The following is a 23,129-nucleotide window of genomic DNA, read 5'->3' as shown; positions in this document are numbered from 1 at the left end:
ATGTTTGGAATTGAATGGCTAAGGCCCGCGGCCTTCCTGGGCTCGATCCTCTACGCGCTGATCGGCGTGCTGATGTTCTGGATTACCTTCGTTCTCATCGACAAGCTAACGCCCTACGACCTGTGGCAGGAGATCGTCGAGAAGCAGAACGTGGCGCTCGGCGTGGTCGTGGCCGCGATGAGCCTGGGCATCAGCATCATCGTCGCCGCCGCGATCCACTGAATCTTCGCGGCGGTCGATGAGCGAGGCAGCCTTGGACCCGGCTCCAGGTCCGTCTGCGGCGGCGCGCGGCCCGCAGCCAGTCGAGATCGCGCTGCTCGCCAGCGTGTTCGTGGTCGCGGCCTGCGGGCTGGTGTACGAGCTGAGCGCCGCGGCGCTCAGCTCGTACCTGCTGGGCGACTCGGTGCTGCAGTTCAGCACCATCATCGGCACCTATCTGTTCGCGATGGGCGTGGGCTCCTGGCTCTCGCGCTACTTCGAGCGGCAGCTGCCGGCGCACTTCCTGCGCATCGAGCTGATGGTGGCGCTGGTCGGCGGTGCTCTGCCCGCGCTGCTCTTCATCGCCAACGCCTACATTCCCGGCGCCTTTCGCCTGCTGCTCTACGGCCTGGTGCTGGTGGTCGGCACGCTGGTCGGCCTCGAGATCCCGCTGGTGATGCGCATCCTGCGCCGCAACGTGATGCTCAAGGACCTGGTCTCGCAGGTGCTGACCTTCGATTACCTGGGCGCGTTGGCGGTGTCGGTCGCCTTCCCGCTGCTGCTCGTGCCCCAGCTCGGCATGATCCGCACCGGGCTGCTCTTCGGCCTCATGAACGCGGCGGTGGCACTGTGGGCGCTGTGGCTCTTCAGGCACGAGCTGCGCCGCGTGGGCGCGCATGCGCTGGCCTGCGCGCTGGCGCTGGCCGCTCTGGCCGCCGCCTTCGTGTTCGCGGGGCACATCACGACGCTGGCGGAAGACAAGTTCTATCAAGACCGCATCGTCTTCAGCGAGAGCTCGCCCTACCAGCGCATCGTCGTCACGCGCGGCGGCGCCGGGCACCGGCTCTTCCTCAACGGCAACCTGCAGTTCGCCGAGCGCGACGAGTACCGCTATCACGAGGCTCTCGTGCATCCCGCCATGGCGGCGCAGGGCGCACCGAAGAAGGTGGCCGTGCTCGGCGGTGGCGACGGCATGGCAGTGCGTGAGATCCTCAAGTACGCCTCGGTGGAGAGCATCACGCTCGTCGAGCTCGATCCGAACATGACGCGGCTGTTCAGCGAACACGAGACGCTGGCGGCCCTCAACGCTGGCGCGCTCAAGTCGCCGAAGGTACGGATCGTCAACACCGACGCCTTCCAGTGGCTGCAGCAGACCGGCGATATGTTCGACGTGATCGTGGTCGACTTTCCCGATCCCACCAATTTTGCGATCGGCAAGCTCTACACGAATTCGTTCTACGCCTTGCTCGACAAGCGGTTGGCCGCCAGCGGCTATGCCGTGATCCAGACGACCTCGCCATTGATTGCTCGCAAGAGTTTCTGGACGGTGGTCGCCACCGTCGAGTCGGTCGGCCTGGTGGCGACGCCCTACCATGCGCACGTGCCCAGCTTCGGCGAATGGGGCTTCGTGGTGGCGGGCCGCAGGCCTTACCGGTTGCCACAGGCCCTGCCTGAGGGGCTGCGCTTCCTGACCCTTCCGGCGCTGCCCCAGCTGTTCGAGTTCCCGCGTGACATGGCGCGCGTGCCGGCCGAAGTGAACCGGCTGTCCAACCAGACCCTGGTGACGACCTACGAGCAGGAGTGGGGCAAGGTCGTCGGTCACGGCGGATGAAGCGCCGCGCATTCCTCGGTGCCGCCGCCCTGACGCTCGGCGGCTGCGGCGCGCGGCACGAGATCGAAGGGGGCTTCACCGGGATCGATATCGCGCGGGGCCACGCAATGCGCGACCAGGCGTGGCGCCGCGGCGAGGCGCCCTCGATCACGCATCGCACGCGCGTCGTCATCGCCGGCGGAGGCATTGCCGGGCTGGCGGCTGCGCGCGCCCTGCGCTTGGCCGGCATCGAGGACTTCGTGCTGCTTGAACTCGAGGACCAGGCCGGCGGCAACAGCCGGGGCGGCGAGGTCGGCGGCATCGCCTGCCCTCTCGGTGCCCATTACTTGCCGCTGCCGGGTCACGAGGCCCACGAGGTGCAGGACCTGCTCGAGGAGTTCGGCTTGCGCCAGCGTGTGGCGGGCCGCTGGGAGTACGAGGAACGTCACCTCTGCCACAGCCCCCAGGAACGCCTTTTCTTCCAGGGCGCCTGGCAGGACGGCTTGCTGCCCGTGCAGGGCATGCACGAACGCACCCTGGCGCAGTACCGGCTGTTCGCGAGGCGCGTGGATGCCCTGCGGCGCGAAGCGCGCTTCGCCATTCCGACGCTGCGCGCGCCGCTCATGCCGCGCCTGCTGGAACTGGATGCCTTGCCGTTCGCGGCCTGGCTCGAACGCGAAGGCCTCGACGATCCGCAGCTGCGCTGGTACCTGGACTATTGCTGCCGTGACGACTACGGTGCCGGCAGCGCGCACGTCTCGGCCTGGGCCGGCATCCACTATTTCGCGAGCCGGCACGGCTTCCATGCGCCGGGCGATGAGGACGCCGAGCGCGACGCGGTGCTGACCTGGCCCGAGGGCAATGGCTGGCTGTCCCGGCGGCTTGCGGCGCCGCTGGGGGATCGCCTGAAGACCGGCCATGGGGTGCTGCGCATTGCCGAGACACGCGCGGGCGTCGAGGTCGAAGCCTTCGATGCGATCGCCGGGGCCCGGGTGCGTTGGCAGGCCGAGCGCTGCATCGTCGCGCTGCCGGCCTTCATCGCCGGCCGCGTGGTGGAGAACGCCCCTGCGCTCTTGCGCGACGCCGCCAGCGCGTTGCACCATGCACCGTGGCTGGTGGCCAACGTGCACCTCCGCGAGCCGCTGGCCGACCGGCCCGGCGCGGCTCCGAGCTGGGACAACGTGGTCTACGGTACACGTGGGCTTGGCTATGTCGATGCGCGCCACCAGGCGCTGGATCCGACGCCGGGCGCCACCGTGCTGAGCTGGTACCGGCCGCTCGGCCCCAGCGCGTACGATGGCGCGGACGCCCGGCGCCTGCTGCTGGATCGACCCTGGAGCGGCTGGCGCGACGAACTGCTGGCCGAGCTGTCACTGCCTCATCCGGATCTTGCCGCGCTCGCCACCCGCATCGAGATCACGCGTTACGGCCACGCCATGGCCATTCCGGCGCCCGGACTGCTCGCCCGGCTTGGCGCGCGCGAGCGTATCGTCTCCGGCCGCCTTGCCTTTGCGCACAGCGACTGGTCAGGGTATTCGATCTTCGAGGAAGCCTTTGTGCGCGGGCACCTTGCCGCGGCCTGAACTCGCGGAGCAACCGCTTGAATTGCGAGGCTTTGCCCATTGGCGCAAAATGCGCCAATCAGGAGTCACACATGCCTACGCCAACCCCCTTCGCTTCCGTCAAGCTACCGGCCGCGCTGGTGGACAAGGCGCGCGATGCAGCCCAGCCCCTGCGCCGCTCGGTGGCGGGCCAGATCGAGTACTGGGCCACGCTCGGGCGCGCACTGGAGCAGACCGGCCTCTCCATCCAGGACAGCCAGGCATTGATCGCGCGCGAGGAAGGAGCGCGGTACGCCGTTGCCGCGGAGGTGCCGCCGGTGCTGTCGCCCGAACTCGGCGCCCTGCACGGCCACGTGCTGGCCCTCGCCCAGTCCGGCGCACTGGCCGAGCGAGCCAAGGCTGCTGTGGCCGAGAACCGCGCCAAGTCGCAAAGCCGTCCGCGCAGCCGCCGCGCGGCCTGATGCCTGTTCTCCACCTGATCGCCGGCCCGAACGGTGCCGGCAAATCGACGCTCTACCGGTACCTGATCCAGCCGCGCTACCCGCAGCTGCCTTTCGTCAATGCCGACCTGCACGAGCGCGAAGAGCTCGGTCACATTCGCCATGCGGTACGGCGCTCCGAGGCCGCGCGAACGTGGGCTGACGCCCAGCGCAAGGCCCACCTGGACGCTGGTCGCGCCTTCGTCAGCGAGACGGTTTTTTCACATCCTTCCAAGCTGCAGCTCATTGCAGAGGCGCGAGCCCTGGGTTTCGAGATCGCGCTCTACGTGGTTTGCCTCGACGATCCGCGGCAGCTCTTGGAGCGGGTTCAGCAGCGCGTGCACGAGGGCGGCCATGACGTGCCCGCGGACAAGATCCTGACGCGCTACCCGCGCACGCTCGAGAACCTGCGCATTGCCGTGCGCGAGGTGCAACTCGCCCTGTTGTTCGACGCCGCAGACACCGAGACCGGCGGGCCCCACCTGGTCGCCTCCGTCGTCGGTGGCCAGGTCCGCCCTCGCGGGCCGTGGCTCCCTGCCTGGGCGCGCCAGGTTTTGAGGCCTGCCGAGGTGGGTTAGGCCCGCATCAGAGCCTCGATCTCGTCCGGCTTGACCGGGACACCCCGTGAGATCAGCTCGCAGCCCGTTTGCGTCACGATCGCGTCGTCTTCGATGCGGATGCCGATGTTGTGGAACCGCTCCGGCACGCCTTCACCCGGCCGCACGTAGAGGCCCGGCTCGATGGTCAGCACCATGCCCGGCTTCAGGATGCGGCTGGGGCGGTTCTTGATGAGCTCGTTCGACAGCGGGTCCCTGCGCTCGCTGACCTCGCTCGCCTGCGCGGGCTCCACATAGCTGCCGCAATCGTGCACGTCCATGCCCAGCCAATGGCCGGTGCGGTGCATGTAGAAGGCGAAGTAGGCGCGCTTCTCGATCACGTCGTCGACGCCGCCCACCTTGTTGGCGTCCAGCAGTCCCAGGTCCAGCATGCCCTGTGACAGCACCTTCACCGTGGCATCGTGGGGGTCGTTGAAGCGAGCGCCTGCTCTCGTTGCAGCCACGGCAGCGTCTTGGCTTTCCAGCACCAGCTCGTACAAGGCTCGCTGCGGGCCGGTGAAGACGCCGTTCGCCGGAAAGGTGCGAGTGATGTCGCTCGCGTAGCCGTCCAGCTCGCAGCCGGCGTCGATCAGCACCAGTTCGCCGTCGCGCACGGGCGCCACGTCGGCGCGGTAGTGCAGCACGCAGGCGTTGGCACCGGCGGCCACGATGGAGGTGTAGGCCGGGTACTGCGAGCCGCCCAGGCGAAACTCGTGCAGCAGTTCCGCATCGAGGTGGTACTCGCGCACGTCCTGGCCTTCACGCAGCATGCGCGCCGACTGCTGCATCGCGCGAACATGCGCCCGCGCACTGATCTGTGCCGCGCGGCGCATCGTGTCCTGCTCGTGGGCATCCTTGATCAGCCGCATTTCATCCAGCGGTCCGCACAAGTCGCGCTGTTCATCGGGGCACAGCGCGCCATAACGGACCCTGGCACGCACCGCCGACAGCCAGCCGTCGACGCGCGACTCCAGACCCTTGTGCGTCGCGAAGGGGTACCAGACAGTCCTCTTGTTTTCGAGAAGCTTCGGCATGCGGCTGTCGAGTTCTTCGACCGAAAAAGACTCGTCGACGCCGAGCGCCGCCGGTGCAGCGTCCGGACCGAGGCGATAGCCGTCCCAGATTTCGCGCTCGAGGTCTTTCGGGGCGCAGAACAGGGTGGCATGCCCTTCGCTTGTGAGCACCAGGCAGGAATTGGGCTCGCTGAAGCCCGTCAGGTAATAGAAGTAGCTGTCGTGCCGGAACGGGAAATCCGAGTCGCGATTGCGCGGCCGCTCGGGTGCCGTCGGGATGATGGCTACCGCGTCGGCGCCCAGATAAGAAGAAAGTTCCTTGCGCCGGGAGCTTTGATGATTTGCGGTCATAACGTGACTATGCAATACCTTTGTAACTCCACTCCTGGAGAGTGAAAACACAACAAGAAAACAATTGCAAGAAGAGTTGCCCTGTAGGAGGACTCCCACGTACAAATGACTATCTTGTCAAATTGGAGGTATTTTTGTTGAAGTTTTCATATAAAGGCGCAGCGCTGCTTACGGTAGTCGCGAGCGCTCTCATCACGGGATGTGGAGGAGGTGGCGGTGGAGGTGGCGGTGGATTCGCCGCCCTCGGCGCGACAGCGACGGCCACTGACACGGGTACCACCGCCGGCACCGCCACGGACACGACTGCCGGCGCTGGCGCTGCCACCAGCACCGGCACCAATGCCACGCAAGGCACCCAGGCCCCAGCCACCACAACTCCCGTTGCAAACGAAGTGGTCGACACTTCCGGCGCTATCGCAGCCGACGCCTACAAGGCGACCGCCGCGCAGTTCGCCAAGGATGCGGGCATCGCTTACCGTTACGGCAATCCGGCTCCGGTCGACAACGCGGGCATTCCGACGCTGTCCCAGCGCTCCGACCAGACGATGACCTACCACGCCGGCACCTGGCAAGTCGGCGGGCCTCTTCTCGCCGACGCCGGCCTCTATTCGACCAACCAAGCTCACGTGGGCTTCGTGGCTGACAACCCGGCGGTGCGCATGGGCGTGGGCGATCTGCAGATCTCGGCAGTCGACCACAACACCTTCTCGCAGGCGCCGCAGCTGCCCTGGCAGGAAGCGGCAGCGTGGGACGGCAGCGCAGGGCGCACCAACTACAACGTCAGCACCTACAAGACGGCCGGTCTCACCAATGGCGATCCGGTGGCGGTGGCGCGTTGCGGGGGACGCACGGGCTTCTGCGCGACTTCGCTGGTTGCCTTCCAGAATGGCCTGATCGGCACGGCCGGCAGCAACACGGCGAACAACAAGGGTTCCGTCAAGCTGCCCGCCAACAAGGTGCCCACCGGCATCGCGATGACCAATACCAGCGAATACGCGCTGGTGACGGTGTGGGACACGACCGCGCTGAAGGGCCAGGTCGCGGTGATCTCGCTGGCCGGGCTGTGCAACAACTGCAATCCGTACGATTCCAACAAGAACGGCAGCTACGACGCGTGGTACGACTGGTGGCACGAGTGGATGGGTGTGTATCCGGGCTTGCCGAACATGGGCAACATCGCCTTCATGAAGGTGCTCGGCTACATCGACCTGCCTGGCATGAACGCGCCGACGGAAATTGCGGTGACCACCGGCTTCGACCAGTTCCAGACGGCGCTGCCTGAAAAGGGTGGGGAATTCATGGGCCAGACCTACTCGCCCCTGACCGATCCGTCCAAGCGCGCCACCTTCAGCGGTTCGGGCACCAACGCCAACCGATATGCCAAGGCGGGTGTGGCGGTGGTCATCTCCAAGTCGGAGAAGAAGGCTGCGTTCATCGACCTGAAGCCGCTGTTCAGCTACGTCAACAACGTCTACTTCGGCACCGGCCCGACGGAGTTCACGAACCTGGGACAGGCCGACAACCAGTGGCCGTACACCTTCGCGTACAAGCCGCAGCAGACGCCGACGGTGATCTCCACCGTGGCCCTGGACGATCGACCGACAGCAGTGAAGACGACTCTGTTCGGCAATGTGCATCGGGCCTGGATCGCGACCGAATCGGGTTCGCTGAGGATCTACGGCCTCGGTAATGTGCCCACCGGGACCGTGGTGGGCGACGTGACCGAGAAGGGCCGCGTCGCTGTCGGCAGAAACCCGACTTCGCTCGCGACCTCGAAGATCGATCCGGAGAACAAGACCATCGAGCCGCTGAACCAGCAGGTGCTGGTGGCCTCGCGCGGCGATCGCAAGATCCAGTGGGTGAGATTCGGCTCCGACGGCAACAGCGGCAGCGTGGTGCGCAGCCTGCAGGACTCGCGCATCATCGACCCGATCGCTGTGGAGGATGCCGACAACTTTGCCAGCGACAACATGGTCCTGAGCATTGCCGACTACGCCGGCAAAAAGGTGTCCAACTACCGTTATGGCTCCGTGATCTTCGCGAATCGCGGCGGCTCCTGGTCCTGCCAGCCGCCGGGCGGCTGTCCGGTGCAGCCCACCAACGGTGTCAATATTGAATTTGGCGGCAGCTTTGCGATGGAAGGCAAGCCGTTCAACATTCGAACCGCCAACGTGCCCTGATCTACTGAGATCCCGCGTTCTCTGACATCAAAAAGCCCGCTTCGTGCGGGCTTTTTGATGCTCGGTCGAATTCGCTGCCCGGCCCCTTCTCCTACACGAGTGAGCGCGAAGGTCTCCTTCCCGTCGCCGCCAATTTGCGTTGAACGCGTTAGCAATCACAACGTTAGTAACACCCGCCTAGGGAGCCGAATACACATAGGAAAGGAAGTGCAAGAAGAGTTGCGCGCGCCAGGGTTCACCCGTAAAAACCCCAACTCGATCAAACTAGGAGGGATTTGCTTGAAAGTATTCGACAAAAGCGCGCTTCTGCTTTTTGTTGCAGCAGGCGCACTCGCGGGTTGCGGGGGCGGAGGAAACAGTTCCGGCGGCGGCTTTGCCGCTTTGGGCTCCGACACGTCACCTACGGCAGCATCTTCAACCGGCGACGTGCCGGCCGAATCATCCACAGCGACCAAGGAAAACGCGGCAGCGCTGAGCAAGCTGGATTCCAGCTGGACCAAGGTAGCGAACGAGGGTCAAGCCTTCAACTTGGCTTCTGCGACTGTCGTCCAGTACGGCGCCAACGACACCTACGCGAGCAAGTCGTTGTCGGGCTCGGTGAACTGCGGCAACGGGACCTTCGGTGACCCGCTGCCCTATGTGGCGAAGGCGTGCTACGTCCAGACGGCGACTTCACTCGCGCCGGCGCCAGCCCCGGCCCCTGCACCCGCGGCGGGCACGCTGCTGGCTAACGAGGGCTCGTCGTTCACCTTGGCTTCCGCAACGCTGGTGCAATATGGCGCCAACGGGAAGTGGGCACAGAAGACGGTGAGCGGCAACGCCAACTGCACCAACGAATTCTTCGGCGGCGATCCCGCGCCCTTTGTCGTGAAGGCCTGCTATTCGCTCGGTTCGGCGACCGCTACGGCTCCAGCCCCGGCGCCGGCTCCGGCTCCGGCTCCGGCTCCGGCTCCGGCTCCGGTTCTCGCCGCCCCTGCCCCGGCCCCCGCCCCCGCGGTTGCCGGGGACGTGGTCGACAGCGCTGGCAACCTGCAAGCCGACGCGTACCGTGCCATGGCGCCGCTTCTCGCCAAGGCAGAAGGCATCGCCTACCGCTACGGCAACGCTCCGGGCGTCGACAACAGCGGCATCCCGACGCTGTTCAAGCGCGGCGACCAGACCATGAGCTATCACGCCGGTACCTGGCAAGTCGGCGGCCCCGTGCTGGCCGATGCCGGCCTTTATTCGACCAACCAGGCCCACGTGGGCTTCGTGGCTGACAACCCGGCGGTGCGCATGGGCGTGGGCGATCTGCAGATCTCGGCGATCGACCACAACACCTTCTCGCAGGCGCCGCAGCTGCCTTGGCAGGAAGCGGCAGCGTGGGACGGCAGCGCAGGGCGCACCAACTACAACGTCAGCACCTACAAGGACGCCGGTCTCACGACGGGCGATCCGGTGGCGGTGGCGCGTTGCGGGGGACGCACGGGCTTCTGCGCGACCTCGCTGGTTGCCTTCAACAACGGCCTGATCGGCACCGCCGGCAGCAACACGGCGAACAACCGCGGCTCGGTCAAGCTGCCTGCCAACAAGGTGCCCACGGGCATCGCGGTGACCAATACCAGCGAATATGCGCTGGTGACGGTGTGGGACACGACCGCGCTGAAGGGCCAGGTCGCGGTGATCTCGCTGGCTGGGCTGTGCAACAACTGCGACCCGTACAACCCCAACGGCGGAACGCCCACCGGCATACGAAGCGGGACCTACGACCGCTGGTACGACTGGTGGCACGAGTGGATGGGTGTGTACCCGGGCTTGCCGAACATGGGCAATACCGCCTTCATGAAGGTGCTCGGCTACATCGACCTGCCTGGCATGAACGCGCCGACGGAAATTGCGGTGACCACCGGCTTCGACCAGTTCCAGACGGCGCTGCCTGAAAAGGGTGGGGAATTCATGGGCCAGACCTACTCGCCCCTGACCGATCCGTCCAAGCGCGCCACCTTCAGCGGTTCGGGCAGCAATGCCAACCGATACGCCAAGGCGGGTGTGGCGGTGGTCATCTCCAAGTCGGAGAAGAAGGCTGCGTTCATCGACCTGAAGCCGCTGTTCAGCTACGTCAACAACGTCTACTTCGGCACCGGCCCGACGGAGTTCACGAACCTGGGACAGGCCGACAACCAGTGGCCGTACACCTTCGCGTACAAGCCGCAGCAGACGCCGACGGTGATCTCCACCGTATCGCTGGACAACAAGCCGACGGCAGTGCGCACGACTCTGTTCGGCAACGTGCACCGCGCATGGATCGCCACCGAGGAAGGCTCGCTGCGTATCTACGGGCTGGGCAACGTGCCGACCGGTACCACCGCGGCGGATGTCGTGGAAAAGGGCCGAGTGGTGGTTGGCAAGAACCCGACCTCGCTGGCGATCTCGAAGATCGATCCGGAGAACAAGACCATCGAGCCGCTGAACCAGCAGGTGCTGGTGGCCTCGCGCGGCGATCGCAAGATCCAGTGGGTGAGATTCGGCTCTGACGGCAACAGCGGCAGCGTGGTGCGCACGCTGCAGGACTCGCGCATCATCGACCCGATCGCGGTGGAGGATGCCGACAACTTCGCCAGTGACAACATGGTGCTGAGCGTTGCGGACTACACGGGCAAGGCGGTGTCGAACTACCGCTACGGCCCGGTGATCTTCGCCAGCCGTGGCGGCTCCTGGGCCTGCCAGCCGCCCGGCGGTTGCCCGGTGCAGGGGACCGGCAGCATGAACATGGAGTTCGGCGGCACCTATGCGATGGAGGGCCGGCCCTTCACGCTCAGGACGGCCAACGTGCCCTGATAGTTCGGTCATTCAAATTGCGGCCCGCCTTGCGCGGGCCTTTTTTTGCCTGTTGCTTTCGCAAGACAACGCCTGTCCACATCGAAATCTTCAGTATGCGAATTCCAAAAGTTCAAGTAACCAATTGAAACCGACGTAACTTGGCGCCCTCGGAATCGGCAACAAAGCAACCAAATGAAAGTAACGTAGGACGCATCCGACAGATCAACCCCCCTTTCTGGAGCCCCCTTCGATGAAAGTCACGGACAAAAGCGCGCTGCTTCTCTTTGTTGCCGCGGGCGCCCTGGGGGGTTGTGGAGGCGGAGGAGGGGGTGGCTCCGGCGGAGGAGCTCTCCCGGTCTCACTCACCGGTGCCGCTACATTGAGCCCGGCGCCAGCGGCCGATGACCCGACGGTCGCTGAAGTGTCCGAATCGTCCTCCAAGCCCCTCGGTTCGAGCTGGACGAAAGTCGCCGATGAAAATCAAGGGTTCACCTTGGCTACCCTGCAGGCGGTCAAGTACGGCGCGAAGTCGACTTGGGTGACCAAGTACCTGTCTGGCTCCGTCGCCTGCAACAACGCGACCTTCGGCGATGTGCTGCCTAACGTCGCTAAAGCGTGTTACGTCCAGACCTCTGCACCTGCACCTGCACCTGCACCTGCACCGGCACCGGCGCCTGCACCTGCACCGGCGCCTGCACCTGCACCGGCACCGGCACCTGCACCGGCACCTGCACCGGCGCCTGCACTCGCACCTGTCGCAGGAACACTGCTCGCAACAGAGGGCGCATCGTTTACCGTGCCTGTTGCCACCTCGGTGAACTACGGCTCTGGAACTTCGTGGATCGGGAAGACGGTGACTGGCGCCGCGCAGTGCACCAACGAATTTTTCGGCAGCGACCCTCTACCCTTCGTGGTCAAGGCTTGCTACTCACTTGGCGCGGCCGATGCCGCACTCGTGCCTGCACCCGCCCCGGCACCCGCGCCCGCCCCGGCACCCGCGCCTGCCCCGGCACCAGCCCCGGCACCCGCACCAGCCCCAGCACCTGCCCCCGCACCAATCACCACGGGCGACGTCGTCGACAGTACTGGTCGCGTCGTTGCCGACGCCTACCGCTCCATGGCGTCCAGGTTGGCGAAGGCCGACGGCATCAGCTACCGCTACGGCAGCGCGCCGGCCATCGACAACAGTGGCATCCCGACCCTGTTCAAGCGCGGCGACCAGACCATGAGCTACCACGCCGGTACCTGGCAGGTCGGAGGGCCGGTCTCGGCCGATACGGGCCTGTATTCGACCAATCAGGCCCACGTGGGCTTCGTGGCCGACGATCCGACGGTGCGCATGGGCGTGGGCGACCTGCAGGTCTCCGCGGTCGATCGCAACACCTTCTCGCAAGCGCCGCAGTTGCCGTGGCAGGAAGCCATGGCCTGGGATGGGAGCGCCGGGCGCAACAACTACAACGTCACCACTTACAAGAGCGCCGGCCTCACGACAGGCGACCCGGTGGCGGTGGCGCGCTGCGGTGGACGCACGGGCTTCTGCGCGACCTCACTGGTCGCCTTCAACAATGGCCTGATCGGCACCGCCGGCAGCAACACGGCGAACAACCGGACCTCCCTCAAGCTGCCCGACGGCAAGGTGCCGACCGGCATGGCGATCACCAACAACAGTGAATACGCGCTGGTGACGGTGTGGGATACGGTGGCGCTGAAAGGCCAGGTGGCCGTGATCTCCCTGGCCGGGCTGTGCAACAACTGCGACCCCTTCAACCGCAATGGCGGCACCCCGACCGGCATCGGAAGCACGACCTACAGCGCCTGGTACGACTGGTGGCACGAATGGGGAGCCGTCTATCCCGGCCTGCCGAACATGGGCAATACCGCCTTCATGAAAGTCCTGGGCTACATCGACCTGCCCGGCGTGAACGCACCCACCGAGATCGCGGTCACCACCGGCTTCGACCAATTCCAGACGGCGCTGCCAGAGAAATACGGCGAGTTCATGGGCGAGACCTACACGCCCCTGACGGACCCGGCCAAGCGCGCGACCTTTACCGGCACCGGCAGCAACGCCGATCGATATGCCAAGGCGGGTGTGGCGGTGGTCATCTCCAAGTCGGAGAAGAAGGCTGCGTTCATCGACCTGAAGCCGCTGTTCAGCTACGTCAACAGCGTCTACTTCGGCACCGGCCCGACGGAGTTCACGAACCTGGGCTACGCCGACAACCAGTGGCCGTACACCTTCGCGTACAAGCCGCAGCAGACCCCGGCGGTGATCACCACTGTGACGCTGGACGACCGGCCCACGGCAGTGCGCACCACGCTGTTCGGCCCGGTGCACCGTGCGTGGATCGCTACCGAGGCCGGTTCGCTGCGAATCTACGGGCTGGGCAACGTGCCGGCCGGTACCACCGTCGCGGATGTCGTCGAGAGGAGCCGCGTGGCCGTTGGCAAGAACCCGACCTCGCTGGCCATCTCGAAGATCGATCCGGAGAACAAGACCATCGAGCCGCTGAACCAGCAGGTGCTGGTGGCCTCGCGCGGCGATCGCAAGATCCAGTGGGTGAGGTTCAGCTCCGACGGCAACAGCGGCAGCGTGGTGCGCACGCTGCAGGACTCGCGCATCATCGACCCGATCGCGGTGGAGGATGCCGACAACTTCGCCAGCGACAACATGGTGCTGAGCGTTGCGGACTACACGGGCAAGGCGGTGTCGAACTACCGCTACGGCTCCGTGATCTTCGCGGACCGCGGGACCTCCTGGGCTTGCCAGCCGCCTGGCGGCTGTCCGGTGCAGCCAACCGGCGGCATGAACATGGAGTTCGGCGGCAGCTACACGATGGAGGGCCGGCCCTTCATGCTCAGGACAGCCAACGTGCCCTGATCATCGAGTGCCGCGATCTAGCGATGCTCCGGCCCGCCTTGTGCGGGCCGTTTTCTTTCCGCATTCAACGCAGCCAGTCGCTCGGGCGTCCCGACGTCGGTCCAGGCGCCCCTGTAGAGCTCGGCGCTGACCAGGCCGTCGCCGATCGCCGCGCGCAGCACGGGCGCGAGCGGCGCCTTGACGCCATCGGGATTGCCGGCCGCAATGTGGCAATAAGGCGGCGCAAAGAGTGCGGCACGGTACAGGCCGATGGTCGAGAAGGTGTGCTTTGCCGACGCATCGTTCAATGCCAGCCCGTCTGGCGAGATCCCGAAGTCGCCGGCTGGGTTGTGCGGCGGATTCGGTACCAGCCACAGGTGTGCGAGACGCCCGGCTCCCACAAAGCGGTCCACCGCCGCTTGGCTGAACACGAAATCCGGCGCGAACACGTCGCCCGCGAGTACCCAGAACACAGCTCCCAGCAGCGGCAGCGCGCGCACGATGCCGCCCGCCGTCTCGAGCGCACCTCCGAAGTCCCGCCCCTCGTGCGAATAGACGATGTCGGAAGCGGCGTGGCGCGGTCCGAAGCGCATCGCAATCTGTTCGCCCAGCCAGGCGGTGTTGACCACCAGCTGCGCGAATCCGCCGGCGGCCAGCGCCTCCATGGGCCATTGCATCAGCGGCCTGCCATGCACCTCGAGCAGGGGCTTGGGCTGCACGTCGGTCAACGGCCGCATGCGTTCGCCGCGCCCCGCGGCGAGGATCATTGCTTGAATGCTCACTGGCCAAGCTCCGCCTGGATCGCGCCGCGCTGCAATACATGCCGCTCCGCGCGGCCGGGCACGAACAACGCCTCCAGCGCCGCCATCAGCGCCCTCGCCCTGGCCGAGTGGTCGGCGCCGAAATTGCAGACATACACATCGAGCGTCGCACTGCGCTGCTCGGGCCAGGTGTGGACGCACAGGTGCGACTCGGCCAGCAGCACGGTGGCCGTCACGCCGCCCGGGCCACGCGGACCCGGCGGAAAGGGATGGAACAGCGTGCCCACGGCCTGCAGGCCCACCGCTTCGACCGCCTCCACGCATGCGACGCCCAGGTCCTGCGCGTCGACCAGCCAACGCATCTCGCAACGGCAATCGTGGAGATCTGCGGTCAGGTGCAAGCCATGCATGGCCGGCACTCTATCAGCCCTCTGCCCGGCCTCCGGGCGGAAGCCAGGCACCGCCCGTTAAAATCGCGGGCTCCCCAACCTGCTCCCCAAGAAAGTTCCGACCTCATGGCCAACCAAGCCTTGATGGCCAACGCGATTCGCGCGCTGGCCATGGATGCCGTTCAACTCGCGAACTCGGGGCATCCGGGCGCACCGATGGGCATGGCCGACATGGCGGTCGCCCTGTGGGGCGATCACCTCAAGCACAACCCCGTCAACCCGCAGTGGTTCGATCGCGACCGCTTCGTGCTGTCCAACGGCCACGCGTCGATGCTCATCTACGCCGTGCTGCACCTGACGGGCTACGCACTGCCGGTGGACGAGCTCAAGCGCTTCCGCCAGCTGCACAGCAAGACGGCCGGCCATCCCGAAACAGGTATCACGCCCGGCGTGGAGACCACCACCGGCCCGCTCGGCCAGGGCTTCACCAACGCGGTGGGTTTCGCGCTGGCTGAAAAGCTGCTGGCCGCAGAGTTCAACCGTGCCGATCACCTGATCGTCGACCACCGCACCTACGCCTTCCTGGGCGACGGCTGCCTGATGGAGGGCATCAGCCACGAGGCCGCTGCGCTGGCCGGCGCCTGGAAGCTCGGCAAGCTGATCGCGCTCTACGACGACAACGGCATCTCGATCGATGGCCCGGTGAAGCCATGGTTCATCGACAACACGGCGGAACGCTTCAAGGCCTACGGCTGGAGCGTGATCGGGCCGATCGACGGCCACGACGTGAAGGAAGTGTCGGACTCCATCCACCGGGCCCGGCAGCAGGACGAGCGGCCCATCCTCATCATCTGCAAGACGCAGATCGGCAAGGGCAGTCCCAACCGCGCCAATACCGCCAAGGCCCACGGCGAGCCGCTGGGGCCGGACGAAATCGGCCTCACCCGCACGGCACTGCAATGGCCCCACGAGCCCTTCGATCTGCCGCAGGCCGTGTACACGGAATGGGACGCCAAGGCCGCCGGCGCTCAACGTGAAGCCGCGTGGAACGACAAGTTCGCCGCCTATGCCAGGCAGTACCCGGACCTGGCGGCCGAGTTCACCCGCCGCATGAAGGGCGAGCTGCCGAAGAACTTTCACCAGACCGCTTTCGATACGGTCGTCACGGCCCACACCAAGGCGGAGACCGTCGCTTCGCGCAAGGCCTCGCAGTTGGCGCTCGAAGCCTTTACTGCTGCCTTGCCCGAGCTGCTGGGCGGCAGCGCCGATCTCACCGGCTCCAACCTGACCAACACCAAGAGCACGCCGGCGCTGCGCTTCGATGCCACTGGCGCCGTGGTGCGCACCGAAGGCAACGAACAGCTGCCCGACGGCATGCCTGGCCGCCACATCAACTACGGCGTGCGCGAGTTCGGCATGGCGGCCATCATGAACGGCGTCGCGCTGCACGGCGGCTTCATTCCGTACGGCGGCACCTTCCTGACGTTCAGCGACTACAGCCGCAACGCCATCCGCATGGCGGCGCTGATGAAGCAACGCGTGGTGCATGTATTCACCCACGACTCCATCGGTCTTGGCGAGGACGGGCCCACGCACCAGTCCATCGAGCACGCCGCCTCGCTGCGGCTCATCCCCAACCTCGACGTCTGGCGCCCGGCGGACACGGCCGAGACCGTGGTGGCATGGGCCGTCGCACTCCAGAACACCACGCGCCCGACAGCGTTGCTGCTGTCACGCCAGAACCTGCCTTACGCCCCCAAGAAGGATCTTTCCGACATCAGCAAGGGCGCCTACGTACTGGCCGAGCCCGAGCTCAAGAAGAAGTTGCAGGCGGTCATCATCGCCACGGGTTCCGAAGTGCAGCTGGCGCTCAAGGCCCAGGAACTGCTGGCCGCGAAGAAGATCGCCGTGCGAGTGGTCTCCATGCCTTCCACCACCACCTTCGATCGCCAGAGCGTCGCCTACAAGAACAGCGTGCTGCCGCAGGGAACCCCGCGCATCGCGGTCGAGATGGGCGTCACCGACGGTTGGTGGAAGTACGGCGTCGCCGCCGCCGTCGGCATCGATACCTACGGCGAGTCGGCGCCTGCCGGCGTATTGTTCAAGCATTTCGGCTTCACGGCAGAGAACGTCGCTGCCACGGTCGAGGCGGCGCTCGCGCGCTGATCCGGCTGCACCCCAGTTTTCAACTTCAGGAGCAAACCACATGGCTATCAAACTCGGCATCAACGGCTTTGGCCGCATCGGTCGCAACGTGCTGCGTGCGGCGGTGCAGAACTTCAAGAACGACATCGAGATCGTCGCCATCAACGACCTGCTCGAGCCGGAATACCTGGCCTACATGCTCCAGTACGACTCGGTGCACGGCCGCTTCCAGGGCGAGATTACCGTCGAGGGCAACACCCTGATCGTCAATGGCAAGAAGATCCGCCTGACGCAGGAGCGCGATCCGGCCAACCTCAAGTGGGGCGAAGTGGGCGCCGAGGTGGTGCTCGAATCCACCGGCCTCTTCCTCACCAAGGAAACGTGCCAGAAGCACCTCGACGCGGGCGCGAGCAAGGTGATCATGTCGGCGCCCAGCAAGGACGACACCCCCATGTTCGTCTATGGCGTGAACGACAAGAAATACGCCAGCGAGGCGATCATCAGCAACGCCAGCTGCACCACCAACTGCCTGGCGCCCCTGGCCAAGGTGCTCAACGACAAGTGGGGTATCAAGCGCGGCCTGATGACCACCGTGCACGCCGCCACGGCCACCCAGAAGACCGTTGACGGCCCGAGCAACAAGGACTGGCGCGGCGGCCGCGGCATCCTCGAGAACATCATCCCCTCCAGCACGGGCGCGGCCAAGGCCGTTGGCGTGGTGATTCCCGAGCTCAACAAGAAGCTCACCGGCATGAGCTTCCGCGTGCCGACCTCCGACGTGTCGGTGGTCGACCTCACCGTGGAGCTGGTCAAGGAAGCGACCTACAAGGAAATCTGCGCCGAAATGAAGGCACAAAGCGAAGGCGCGCTGAAAGGCGTGCTGGGCTACACCGAGGACAAGGTCGTTGCGACCGACTTCCGCGGCGACCCGCGCACCTCCATCTTCGACGCTGAAGCCGGCATCGCGCTCGACGGCACCTTCATCAAGCTGGTGAGCTGGTACGACAACGAGTGGGGCTACTCCAACAAGTGCCTGGAAATGGTGCGGGTGGTCGCGGCCAAGTAAGGCGCCCTTTGCGTTCGATCTGAAATGCGCCCCTGGGGCGCATTTTTTATGCGGCAGTGGGTGTCAGGACTGCGCGTTGAAGCCGATGCGCTTGATCGACGCGGCCCAGCGTGCATGCTCGCTGCGCAGCAGCTGGTCCAGCTCCTCGGGCGTTGATCCTTTCGCAGCCACGCCTACACCGGCCAGCGCCTTGACCACCGAGGAATCCTTCAGCGCGTTGTTGATGGACTGGTTGGCCGCTTCCACGATGGGGCGCGGCGTGCGGGCCGGCAGATGGAACGCGACGACCTCCTCGGCCACCAGCCGGCGGAAGCCCTGTTCCGCGAAGGTTGGCGTGTCCGGCAGGAAGGCGTTGCGCTGCGCCCCCGATGTGGCGAGGATGCGAATCTTGCCTGTACTGGCATGCGCCAGCAGCTCCGTGATGCCCGTGACCATCGCGGGGACCTGCCCACCCACCGTGTCGGCCACCGCGGGCGCGGAGCCACGATACGCGATCGCCGTCATATCCAGGTTGGCTTCCAGCGCCAGCAATGCGCCGACGAAGTGGGCAATCGAGCCGGAGCCGGGATTGGCGTAGGCGCCCCGCGTCTTCAGGTCTTCCTTGACCCAGGCCAGGTACTCCGGCAGCGTCCGCACGCTGGCGGGCACGACCGGACCTATCGAGAGCATGAGCGGAAAAGAGGCCGCGGTCGACACGCTCGCAAAATCCAGCAGGGGGTCATAGGGCAGGGTCTTGTAGGTGTGCGGGTAGAGCGCGGTGCAGGAAAAGGGCGCGCACAGGATGATGCTGCCATCGGCGGGCGCGGACTTGAGCGCCGCGCAGGCGATCTGTCCCCCCGCGCCGGTGCGGTTTTCCACCAGCGCCGAACTGCGCACGTAGTTGCTTGCGCCCATCTTGCTGGCCACGCTGCGCGCGACGGTGTCGTTCGCGCCACCTGCGGCGAAGCCCATCAGCACTTTCACCGTGTCGAATGCCTGGCTCCAGGCCGGAAGCGCGCCAAGGCTCGCCAGCAGCGATGCACCTGCGCCATATTGGAGTACCTGTCGACGTGAGTTCATGGCCTTTGTCTCCTGGAGATTCTTGGGGAAGCCTGGGGCGGCGGGGCGGCGCGGGATAGCCTTGGCAAGGCCCGTGTTCCCTGCTCAACTCGTGTAGCGTGCCTCGATCTTTCGCCAGTCCGAGAGCCGGACGGTCTCGAACAGCTCGTTGCCCTTCTCGTGAAAGGGCACCATGCGGTCGTAATAGCGCTCGGTGGTGCCGTCCTCCTTCAGGACTTGAAGCACCTCCTCGATCGACTTAATGGCCGCCATCCAGGTGGAGCCCGGATAGATCACGAAATGAAACCCCAGCTCCTGGAGCTCGGCCGGCGGCATGATGGGGGTGCTGCCACCCTTCTCCACCATGTTGGCCATGTGCAGGCCGGGGATGGAGGATGTGATCTTCTTCATGTCCGCCAGGCTGCCGGGCGCCTCCACGAAGGTCACGTCGGCGCCGGCTTCCTTGTAGGCGAGGGAGCGCTCGATGGCGGCATCGAGGCCTTCCACCGCGATCGCATCGGTGCGCGCAAAGATCGTGAGGTTTGTATCGCGCCGTGTGTCTACCGCGGCCTTGATCTTCTGAACCATCTCCTGCTTGGAGACCAGTCCCTTGCCGGCGATGTGACCGCACTTCTTGGGGATGATCTGGTCTTCCATCTGCAGGCCTGCGACGCCGGCGTTCTCGAAGTCTCGCACCGTGCGTACGACGTTGAGCGGATTGCCGTAGCCGGTGTCGATGTCGCAGATCACGGGCAGGTTTGTCACGTTCACCACGTTGCGCGCGTTGTCCAGGATCTCGGTCATCGTCGTCAGGCCGATGTCCGGATACCCGATGTTGTTCACCGCGACTCCAGCGCCGGAGATGTAGATGGCGTCGAAGCCCGCCTTCTCGATCAGCACGCCCGAGACGGGATTGAAGCAGCCGGGTGCGAGAAGAATCTTCCCGCTGTTGAAAAGCTCCCGCAGCCGGGCTGTCTTCTGTTCACTGGTCTTGAACTTGGTTTGCATGAGTCGTCCAATCAAATCCCCTGGGATTTCGGGCCGATGCGCAGGGGTGGGCACATCGGTCTTTCGCATGCGTCGAAGCCAAACTACTGGCGCTGAAAGAACTGCGCCTTGAAGACGGCCGGTGTCGTGGCCCGGTTCTGAGCGGTCCAGACCCAGGGCCTGCGCTGCCGGTCCGCCTGCTGCCATGCGCGAATGTCATCATCCATCTCGAGCGTCCTGTCGACCTCGTCGCTCCCCGTCAGCAAGGACTCCCGCTGAGCTTCGTCGACCGCAAATAGGACGTTCTGGCCTTCAGCCGTGGTGATCGCGCAGTTGCGAAGGTCGACCGTGAGGGCCTGGGCCGAATCGCAGGCGGCGAAAAGGGCTTCCATCTGCGCCTGCGACAGCCGGATCGGCAGAATGCCGTTCTGGAAGCAGTTGTTGAAGAAGATGTCGCCGAAGCTGGGGGCGATCACACAGCGGATGCCCATGCCCGCGAGGGCCCAGACCGCCGCCTCGCGAGATGAGCCGCAGCCGAAGTTGTCATCCGCGAGCAGGATGCGTGCGCCAGCGTACCGCGGATCGTTCAGAGGACAGTCGGGATCAGGCGAGCCGTCGTCGCGCATCTTCAGGCTTTCGAAGCCATAAGGTCCCAGCGTGTGCGGCGGCAGAATGGACTTCTCGATCCGGATGATCATGTCGGTGTCCACGTTGCTGCGCCGAATTGCCACCGCCGGGCTGGTCACTGCGTCGAAGGGTCTGGCGCTCGTCACAGGTTCCTCACGTCGGTGATATGGCCTGCGATGGCAGCGGCGGCGGCCATTGCAGGGCTTGCCAGGTGCGTGCGCGCGCCGGGCCCCTGGCGTCCGACGAAGTTGCGGTTGGAGGTCGAGATCGATCGTTGCCCCGGCGGCACGCGCTCGCCGTTGGCCGCGACACACATGCTGCAGCCCGGTTCGCGCCAGACGAAGCCCGCGGATTCGAAGACCTGCCTGAGACCTTCCTGCTCCGCCGCCTGCTTGACCTTCTCGGAGCCGGGCACCACCCAGGCGGTGACGCCGTCGGCAACGTGGCGGCCCTGCACCACGGCGGCGGCACTGCGCAGGTCCGTGAGCCTGGCGTTCGCGCAGGAGCCGATGAACACCCAGTCGATCGCCGTGCCTTCGATCGGCGTGTTCGCCTCGAGCCCCATGTAGTCCAGCGCATCCTGGATACCGAGTTCCGCGCCCGGTCCTTGTGCGGATGGGTCAGGAATCCGCTCGTCGATGCGGATGGCCTGCTCGGGGTTGGTGCCCCAGGTGACCATGGGCGCAACCTCGTCCGCTCGCACCGTGAACTCGGCATCGAAGACCACGTCCTCGTCGCTCTGCAGGGACAGCCAGTGCGATGCCGCCAGGTCGAACGCGTCGTCCTTGGGTGCGTAGGCACCGCCCTGCAGGTAGCGCACGGTCTTCTCGTCAGGCGCCACCATGCCGCATCGTGCGCCGAGTTCGACGCTCATGTTGCACAGGGTCAGGCGGCCTTCGATGTCCAGCGCGGTGACAGCGGGGCCGGCGAACTCGACCGCGTAGCCGATGCCCGCCCTGGCGCTCAGCTGGCGGATGATGTGCAGCGCCAATTCTTTCGCCGAGACGGCCGCGTCCAGTTGCCCAGTGCAGACGATGCGCATCTGCCGTGGCCGTCGCTGGCGCAGCGTCTGTGTCGCCAGCACATGGAGGATCTCGGACGAGCCCACGCCGAAGGCCAGGGCGCCCAGGCCGCCGTTGGTGCAGGTATGGCTGTCACCGCAGACGGCCGTGGTGCCCGGAAGAACGATGCCCAGTTCTGGTGCGGTGACGTGGACGATGCCTTGTCCCTGCCGGCCTACATCGAAGAAGGCAATGGCGGCCGCCGCGGCTTCCGAGCGCGCCTTCTCCACATGGGGCCCCGGCGCCTCGTTGGTGCGGCCCGGACGTGTGGTTACGGTGTGGTCGATGGTTGCGAAGACCAGCTCGGGGTTGTGCACCTTCAGGCCGCGCGTTCTCAGCTGGGCCAGCGCATCCGGGCCCACCAGGTCATGGAGCAGCGGTCGGTCGATGTGGATCAGATCCCATCCACCTGGCAGTGCGCGAATGACATGCGCATCCCAGATCTTCTCGAAAAGTGTGCGTCCCATGGCGTTCAGCGATGCCGGGGAGTGGGGAGGGTCAGGGCCATAGAATCTGCGGGTCCGTAGACTGTCTTAATGTATTAACCTTAATACAGTAAGACATTTCCACCCCCTGGGGTTACCACTAACCGAATGGAATGTTGATGGAAGACGACCTGCCGCCGCAGTCCGCCGCATTCAAGCTGTCCAAGGGGACCTCGCTCCACCGGCAGTTGCTGCTGATGTTGAAGAACGAGATCGAATCCGGCACCCTCGAACGCGGCGGGCTGTTCCCGAGCGAGGAGTCCCTGTGCGAGCGCTTCTCACTCTCCCGGGTGACAGTGCGCAGGACGCTGGGTGACCTCGCGGCGATGGGGCTGATCGAGCGCAAGCCGGGCCGGGGCACCTTCGTGCGCAAGGAGCTGCCGCCGCCGCGATTGATCCCCACGCTGGGTGTGATCGATTCCCTCAAGAACACGGAGATGAAGACGCAGGTGCGGGTGCTCGCGGTGTCGCACGCGGTGCCGCCGCGCGAGATCGGCATGGCACTTAACCTGCAACCGGGGGAGGAGGCTGTCAATGCGGTTCGCCTCAGGAGCTGTGACGGAAGTCCCGTCATGCTGACCGACGTCTGGGCGCCGCTCGCCTTCAAGGCGTGCATCACCCCCGAGGCGCTGAGCAAGATGGCCTTCTATGAGATCCTCGCGGCCAACGGCGTGACCTACGGGCGCGCCGTGCAGGAAATCACCGCAAGCATCGCGGACTTCCGCAACGCCGGCCTGTTGGCCGTGGAGAACGGCGCGCCACTCTTGAAGATGCGGCGCGTGATGTACGACAGCCAGGAGCAGCCCGTCATCTACAGCACGGTCTACCTGCCATCCGATGCGAGCCGCGTCCTGATGGACGTCAGCGGCCAGGCAGTGAACACCATGGCCGCCGGGCAAGTGGTCTTCGACACGCGGCGGGGCGGCCCTCAGGCCTGAGCC

19 protein-coding genes are annotated in these 23,129 nt (G+C 65.7%); 11 read left to right on the top strand and 8 right to left on the bottom strand.

Annotated elements, in window-relative coordinates:
- From E5CHR_RS30380 to E5CHR_RS30360, 5 genes are all read left to right on the top strand, one after another.
- Complete coding sequence (locus E5CHR_RS30380) at positions 1–222, top strand: DUF350 domain-containing protein (RefSeq protein WP_162583458.1); 222 nt, start codon at positions 1–3, stop codon at positions 220–222.
- A 16-nt stretch (positions 223–238) separates the two neighbouring features.
- Positions 239–1,810 carry a polyamine aminopropyltransferase gene (locus E5CHR_RS30375; protein WP_162583457.1) on the top strand — a complete coding sequence of 524 codons (1,572 nt, stop codon included), beginning with the start codon at positions 239–241 and terminating at the stop codon, positions 1,808–1,810.
- Positions 1,807–3,372, top strand: a complete 1,566-nt coding sequence (locus tag E5CHR_RS30370; RefSeq protein ID WP_162583456.1) for an FAD-dependent oxidoreductase — start codon at positions 1,807–1,809, stop codon at positions 3,370–3,372. The genes E5CHR_RS30375 and E5CHR_RS30370 overlap by 4 nt, the downstream gene beginning before the upstream one ends.
- A 71-nt stretch (positions 3,373–3,443) precedes the next feature.
- Complete coding sequence (locus E5CHR_RS30365; protein ID WP_162583455.1) at positions 3,444–3,812, top strand: TA system antitoxin ParD family protein; 369 nt, start codon at positions 3,444–3,446, stop codon at positions 3,810–3,812.
- Positions 3,812–4,408 carry an AAA family ATPase gene (locus E5CHR_RS30360; protein ID WP_162583454.1) on the top strand — a complete coding sequence of 199 codons (597 nt, stop codon included), beginning with the start codon at positions 3,812–3,814 and terminating at the stop codon, positions 4,406–4,408. The genes E5CHR_RS30365 and E5CHR_RS30360 overlap by 1 nt, the downstream gene beginning before the upstream one ends.
- Here the strand turns inward: E5CHR_RS30360 and E5CHR_RS30355 are convergent.
- Positions 4,405–5,790 carry an aminopeptidase P N-terminal domain-containing protein gene (locus tag E5CHR_RS30355; protein WP_162583453.1) on the bottom strand — a complete coding sequence of 462 codons (1,386 nt, stop codon included), beginning with the start codon at positions 5,788–5,790 and terminating at the stop codon, positions 4,405–4,407. The genes E5CHR_RS30360 and E5CHR_RS30355 overlap by 4 nt on opposite strands.
- A gap of 392 nt (positions 5,791–6,182) precedes the next feature.
- Here E5CHR_RS30355 and E5CHR_RS30350 point away from each other — a divergent pair, with 392 nt between their 5' ends.
- Both E5CHR_RS30350 and E5CHR_RS30345 read left to right on the top strand, forming a co-directional pair.
- A complete protein-coding gene (locus E5CHR_RS30350) occupies positions 6,183–7,970 on the top strand; it encodes a hypothetical protein (protein ID WP_162583452.1) in 1,788 nt (595 codons plus the stop codon).
- Positions 7,971–8,498: 528 nt separating this feature from the next.
- A complete protein-coding gene (locus tag E5CHR_RS30345) occupies positions 8,499–10,787 on the top strand; it encodes a hypothetical protein (protein ID WP_197893889.1) in 2,289 nt (762 codons plus the stop codon).
- 590 nt (positions 10,788–11,377) lie between these two features.
- Here E5CHR_RS30345 and E5CHR_RS30340 read toward each other — a convergent pair.
- A complete protein-coding gene (locus tag E5CHR_RS30340; protein WP_162583451.1) occupies positions 11,378–11,557 on the bottom strand; it encodes a hypothetical protein in 180 nt (59 codons plus the stop codon).
- Positions 11,558–11,565: 8 nt separating this feature from the next.
- Between E5CHR_RS30340 and E5CHR_RS30335 the strand changes: the two genes are divergently transcribed.
- Positions 11,566–13,650: a hypothetical protein gene (locus E5CHR_RS30335; RefSeq protein WP_197893888.1), complete on the top strand. Its 2,085-nt coding sequence runs from the start codon at positions 11,566–11,568 to the stop codon at positions 13,648–13,650.
- 17 nt (positions 13,651–13,667) lie between these two features.
- On the opposite strand, the gene E5CHR_RS30330 is transcribed toward E5CHR_RS30335, so the two are convergent.
- Both E5CHR_RS30330 and E5CHR_RS30325 read right to left on the bottom strand, forming a co-directional pair.
- Entirely contained in the window at positions 13,668–14,396 is a 729-nt protein-coding gene (locus E5CHR_RS30330; RefSeq protein ID WP_162583988.1) for a nucleotidyltransferase family protein, read from the bottom strand.
- Positions 14,397–14,407: 11 nt separating this feature from the next.
- A complete protein-coding gene (locus E5CHR_RS30325; RefSeq protein ID WP_162583450.1) occupies positions 14,408–14,800 on the bottom strand; it encodes an S-adenosylmethionine decarboxylase family protein in 393 nt (130 codons plus the stop codon).
- Between the two features lie 105 nt (positions 14,801–14,905).
- Between E5CHR_RS30325 and tkt the strand changes: the two genes are divergently transcribed.
- Both tkt and gap read left to right on the top strand, forming a co-directional pair.
- A complete protein-coding gene (gene tkt / locus E5CHR_RS30320; protein ID WP_162583449.1) occupies positions 14,906–16,945 on the top strand; it encodes a transketolase in 2,040 nt (679 codons plus the stop codon).
- A gap of 40 nt (positions 16,946–16,985) precedes the next feature.
- On the top strand, positions 16,986–17,990 hold the full coding sequence (gap, locus tag E5CHR_RS30315; protein WP_162583448.1) for a type I glyceraldehyde-3-phosphate dehydrogenase: 1,005 nt from the start codon (positions 16,986–16,988) through the stop codon (positions 17,988–17,990).
- A 63-nt stretch (positions 17,991–18,053) separates the two neighbouring features.
- Here gap and E5CHR_RS30310 read toward each other — a convergent pair whose 3' ends face one another.
- From E5CHR_RS30310 to leuC, 4 genes are all read right to left on the bottom strand, one after another.
- Complete coding sequence (locus E5CHR_RS30310; protein ID WP_162583447.1) at positions 18,054–19,049, bottom strand: tripartite tricarboxylate transporter substrate-binding protein; 996 nt, start codon at positions 19,047–19,049, stop codon at positions 18,054–18,056.
- 84 nt (positions 19,050–19,133) lie between these two features.
- Entirely contained in the window at positions 19,134–20,036 is a 903-nt protein-coding gene (locus E5CHR_RS30305) for an isocitrate lyase/PEP mutase family protein (RefSeq protein WP_162583446.1), read from the bottom strand.
- An 83-nt stretch (positions 20,037–20,119) separates the two neighbouring features.
- The gene (leuD, locus tag E5CHR_RS30300) at positions 20,120–20,788 is read right to left on the bottom strand and encodes a 3-isopropylmalate dehydratase small subunit (protein ID WP_232062256.1); all 669 of its coding nucleotides are present in this window, start codon (positions 20,786–20,788) and stop codon (positions 20,120–20,122) included.
- The gene (gene leuC / locus E5CHR_RS30295) at positions 20,785–22,170 is read right to left on the bottom strand and encodes a 3-isopropylmalate dehydratase large subunit (RefSeq protein WP_162583445.1); all 1,386 of its coding nucleotides are present in this window, start codon (positions 22,168–22,170) and stop codon (positions 20,785–20,787) included. The genes leuD and leuC overlap by 4 nt, the downstream gene beginning before the upstream one ends.
- Before the next feature lie 137 nt (positions 22,171–22,307).
- Between leuC and E5CHR_RS30290 the strand changes: the two genes are divergently transcribed.
- Positions 22,308–23,126 carry a GntR family transcriptional regulator gene (locus tag E5CHR_RS30290; protein WP_232062255.1) on the top strand — a complete coding sequence of 273 codons (819 nt, stop codon included), beginning with the start codon at positions 22,308–22,310 and terminating at the stop codon, positions 23,124–23,126.
- Positions 23,127–23,129: the final 3 nt, after the last annotated feature.

Origin of the sequence: Variovorax sp. PBS-H4 (assembly GCF_901827205.1) — a bacterium.
Lineage (GTDB): Bacteria > Pseudomonadota > Gammaproteobacteria > Burkholderiales > Burkholderiaceae_C > Variovorax.
Note: the sequence above shows the minus strand (reverse complement) of the source record. Positions and strands in the feature narration are given on the sequence as shown.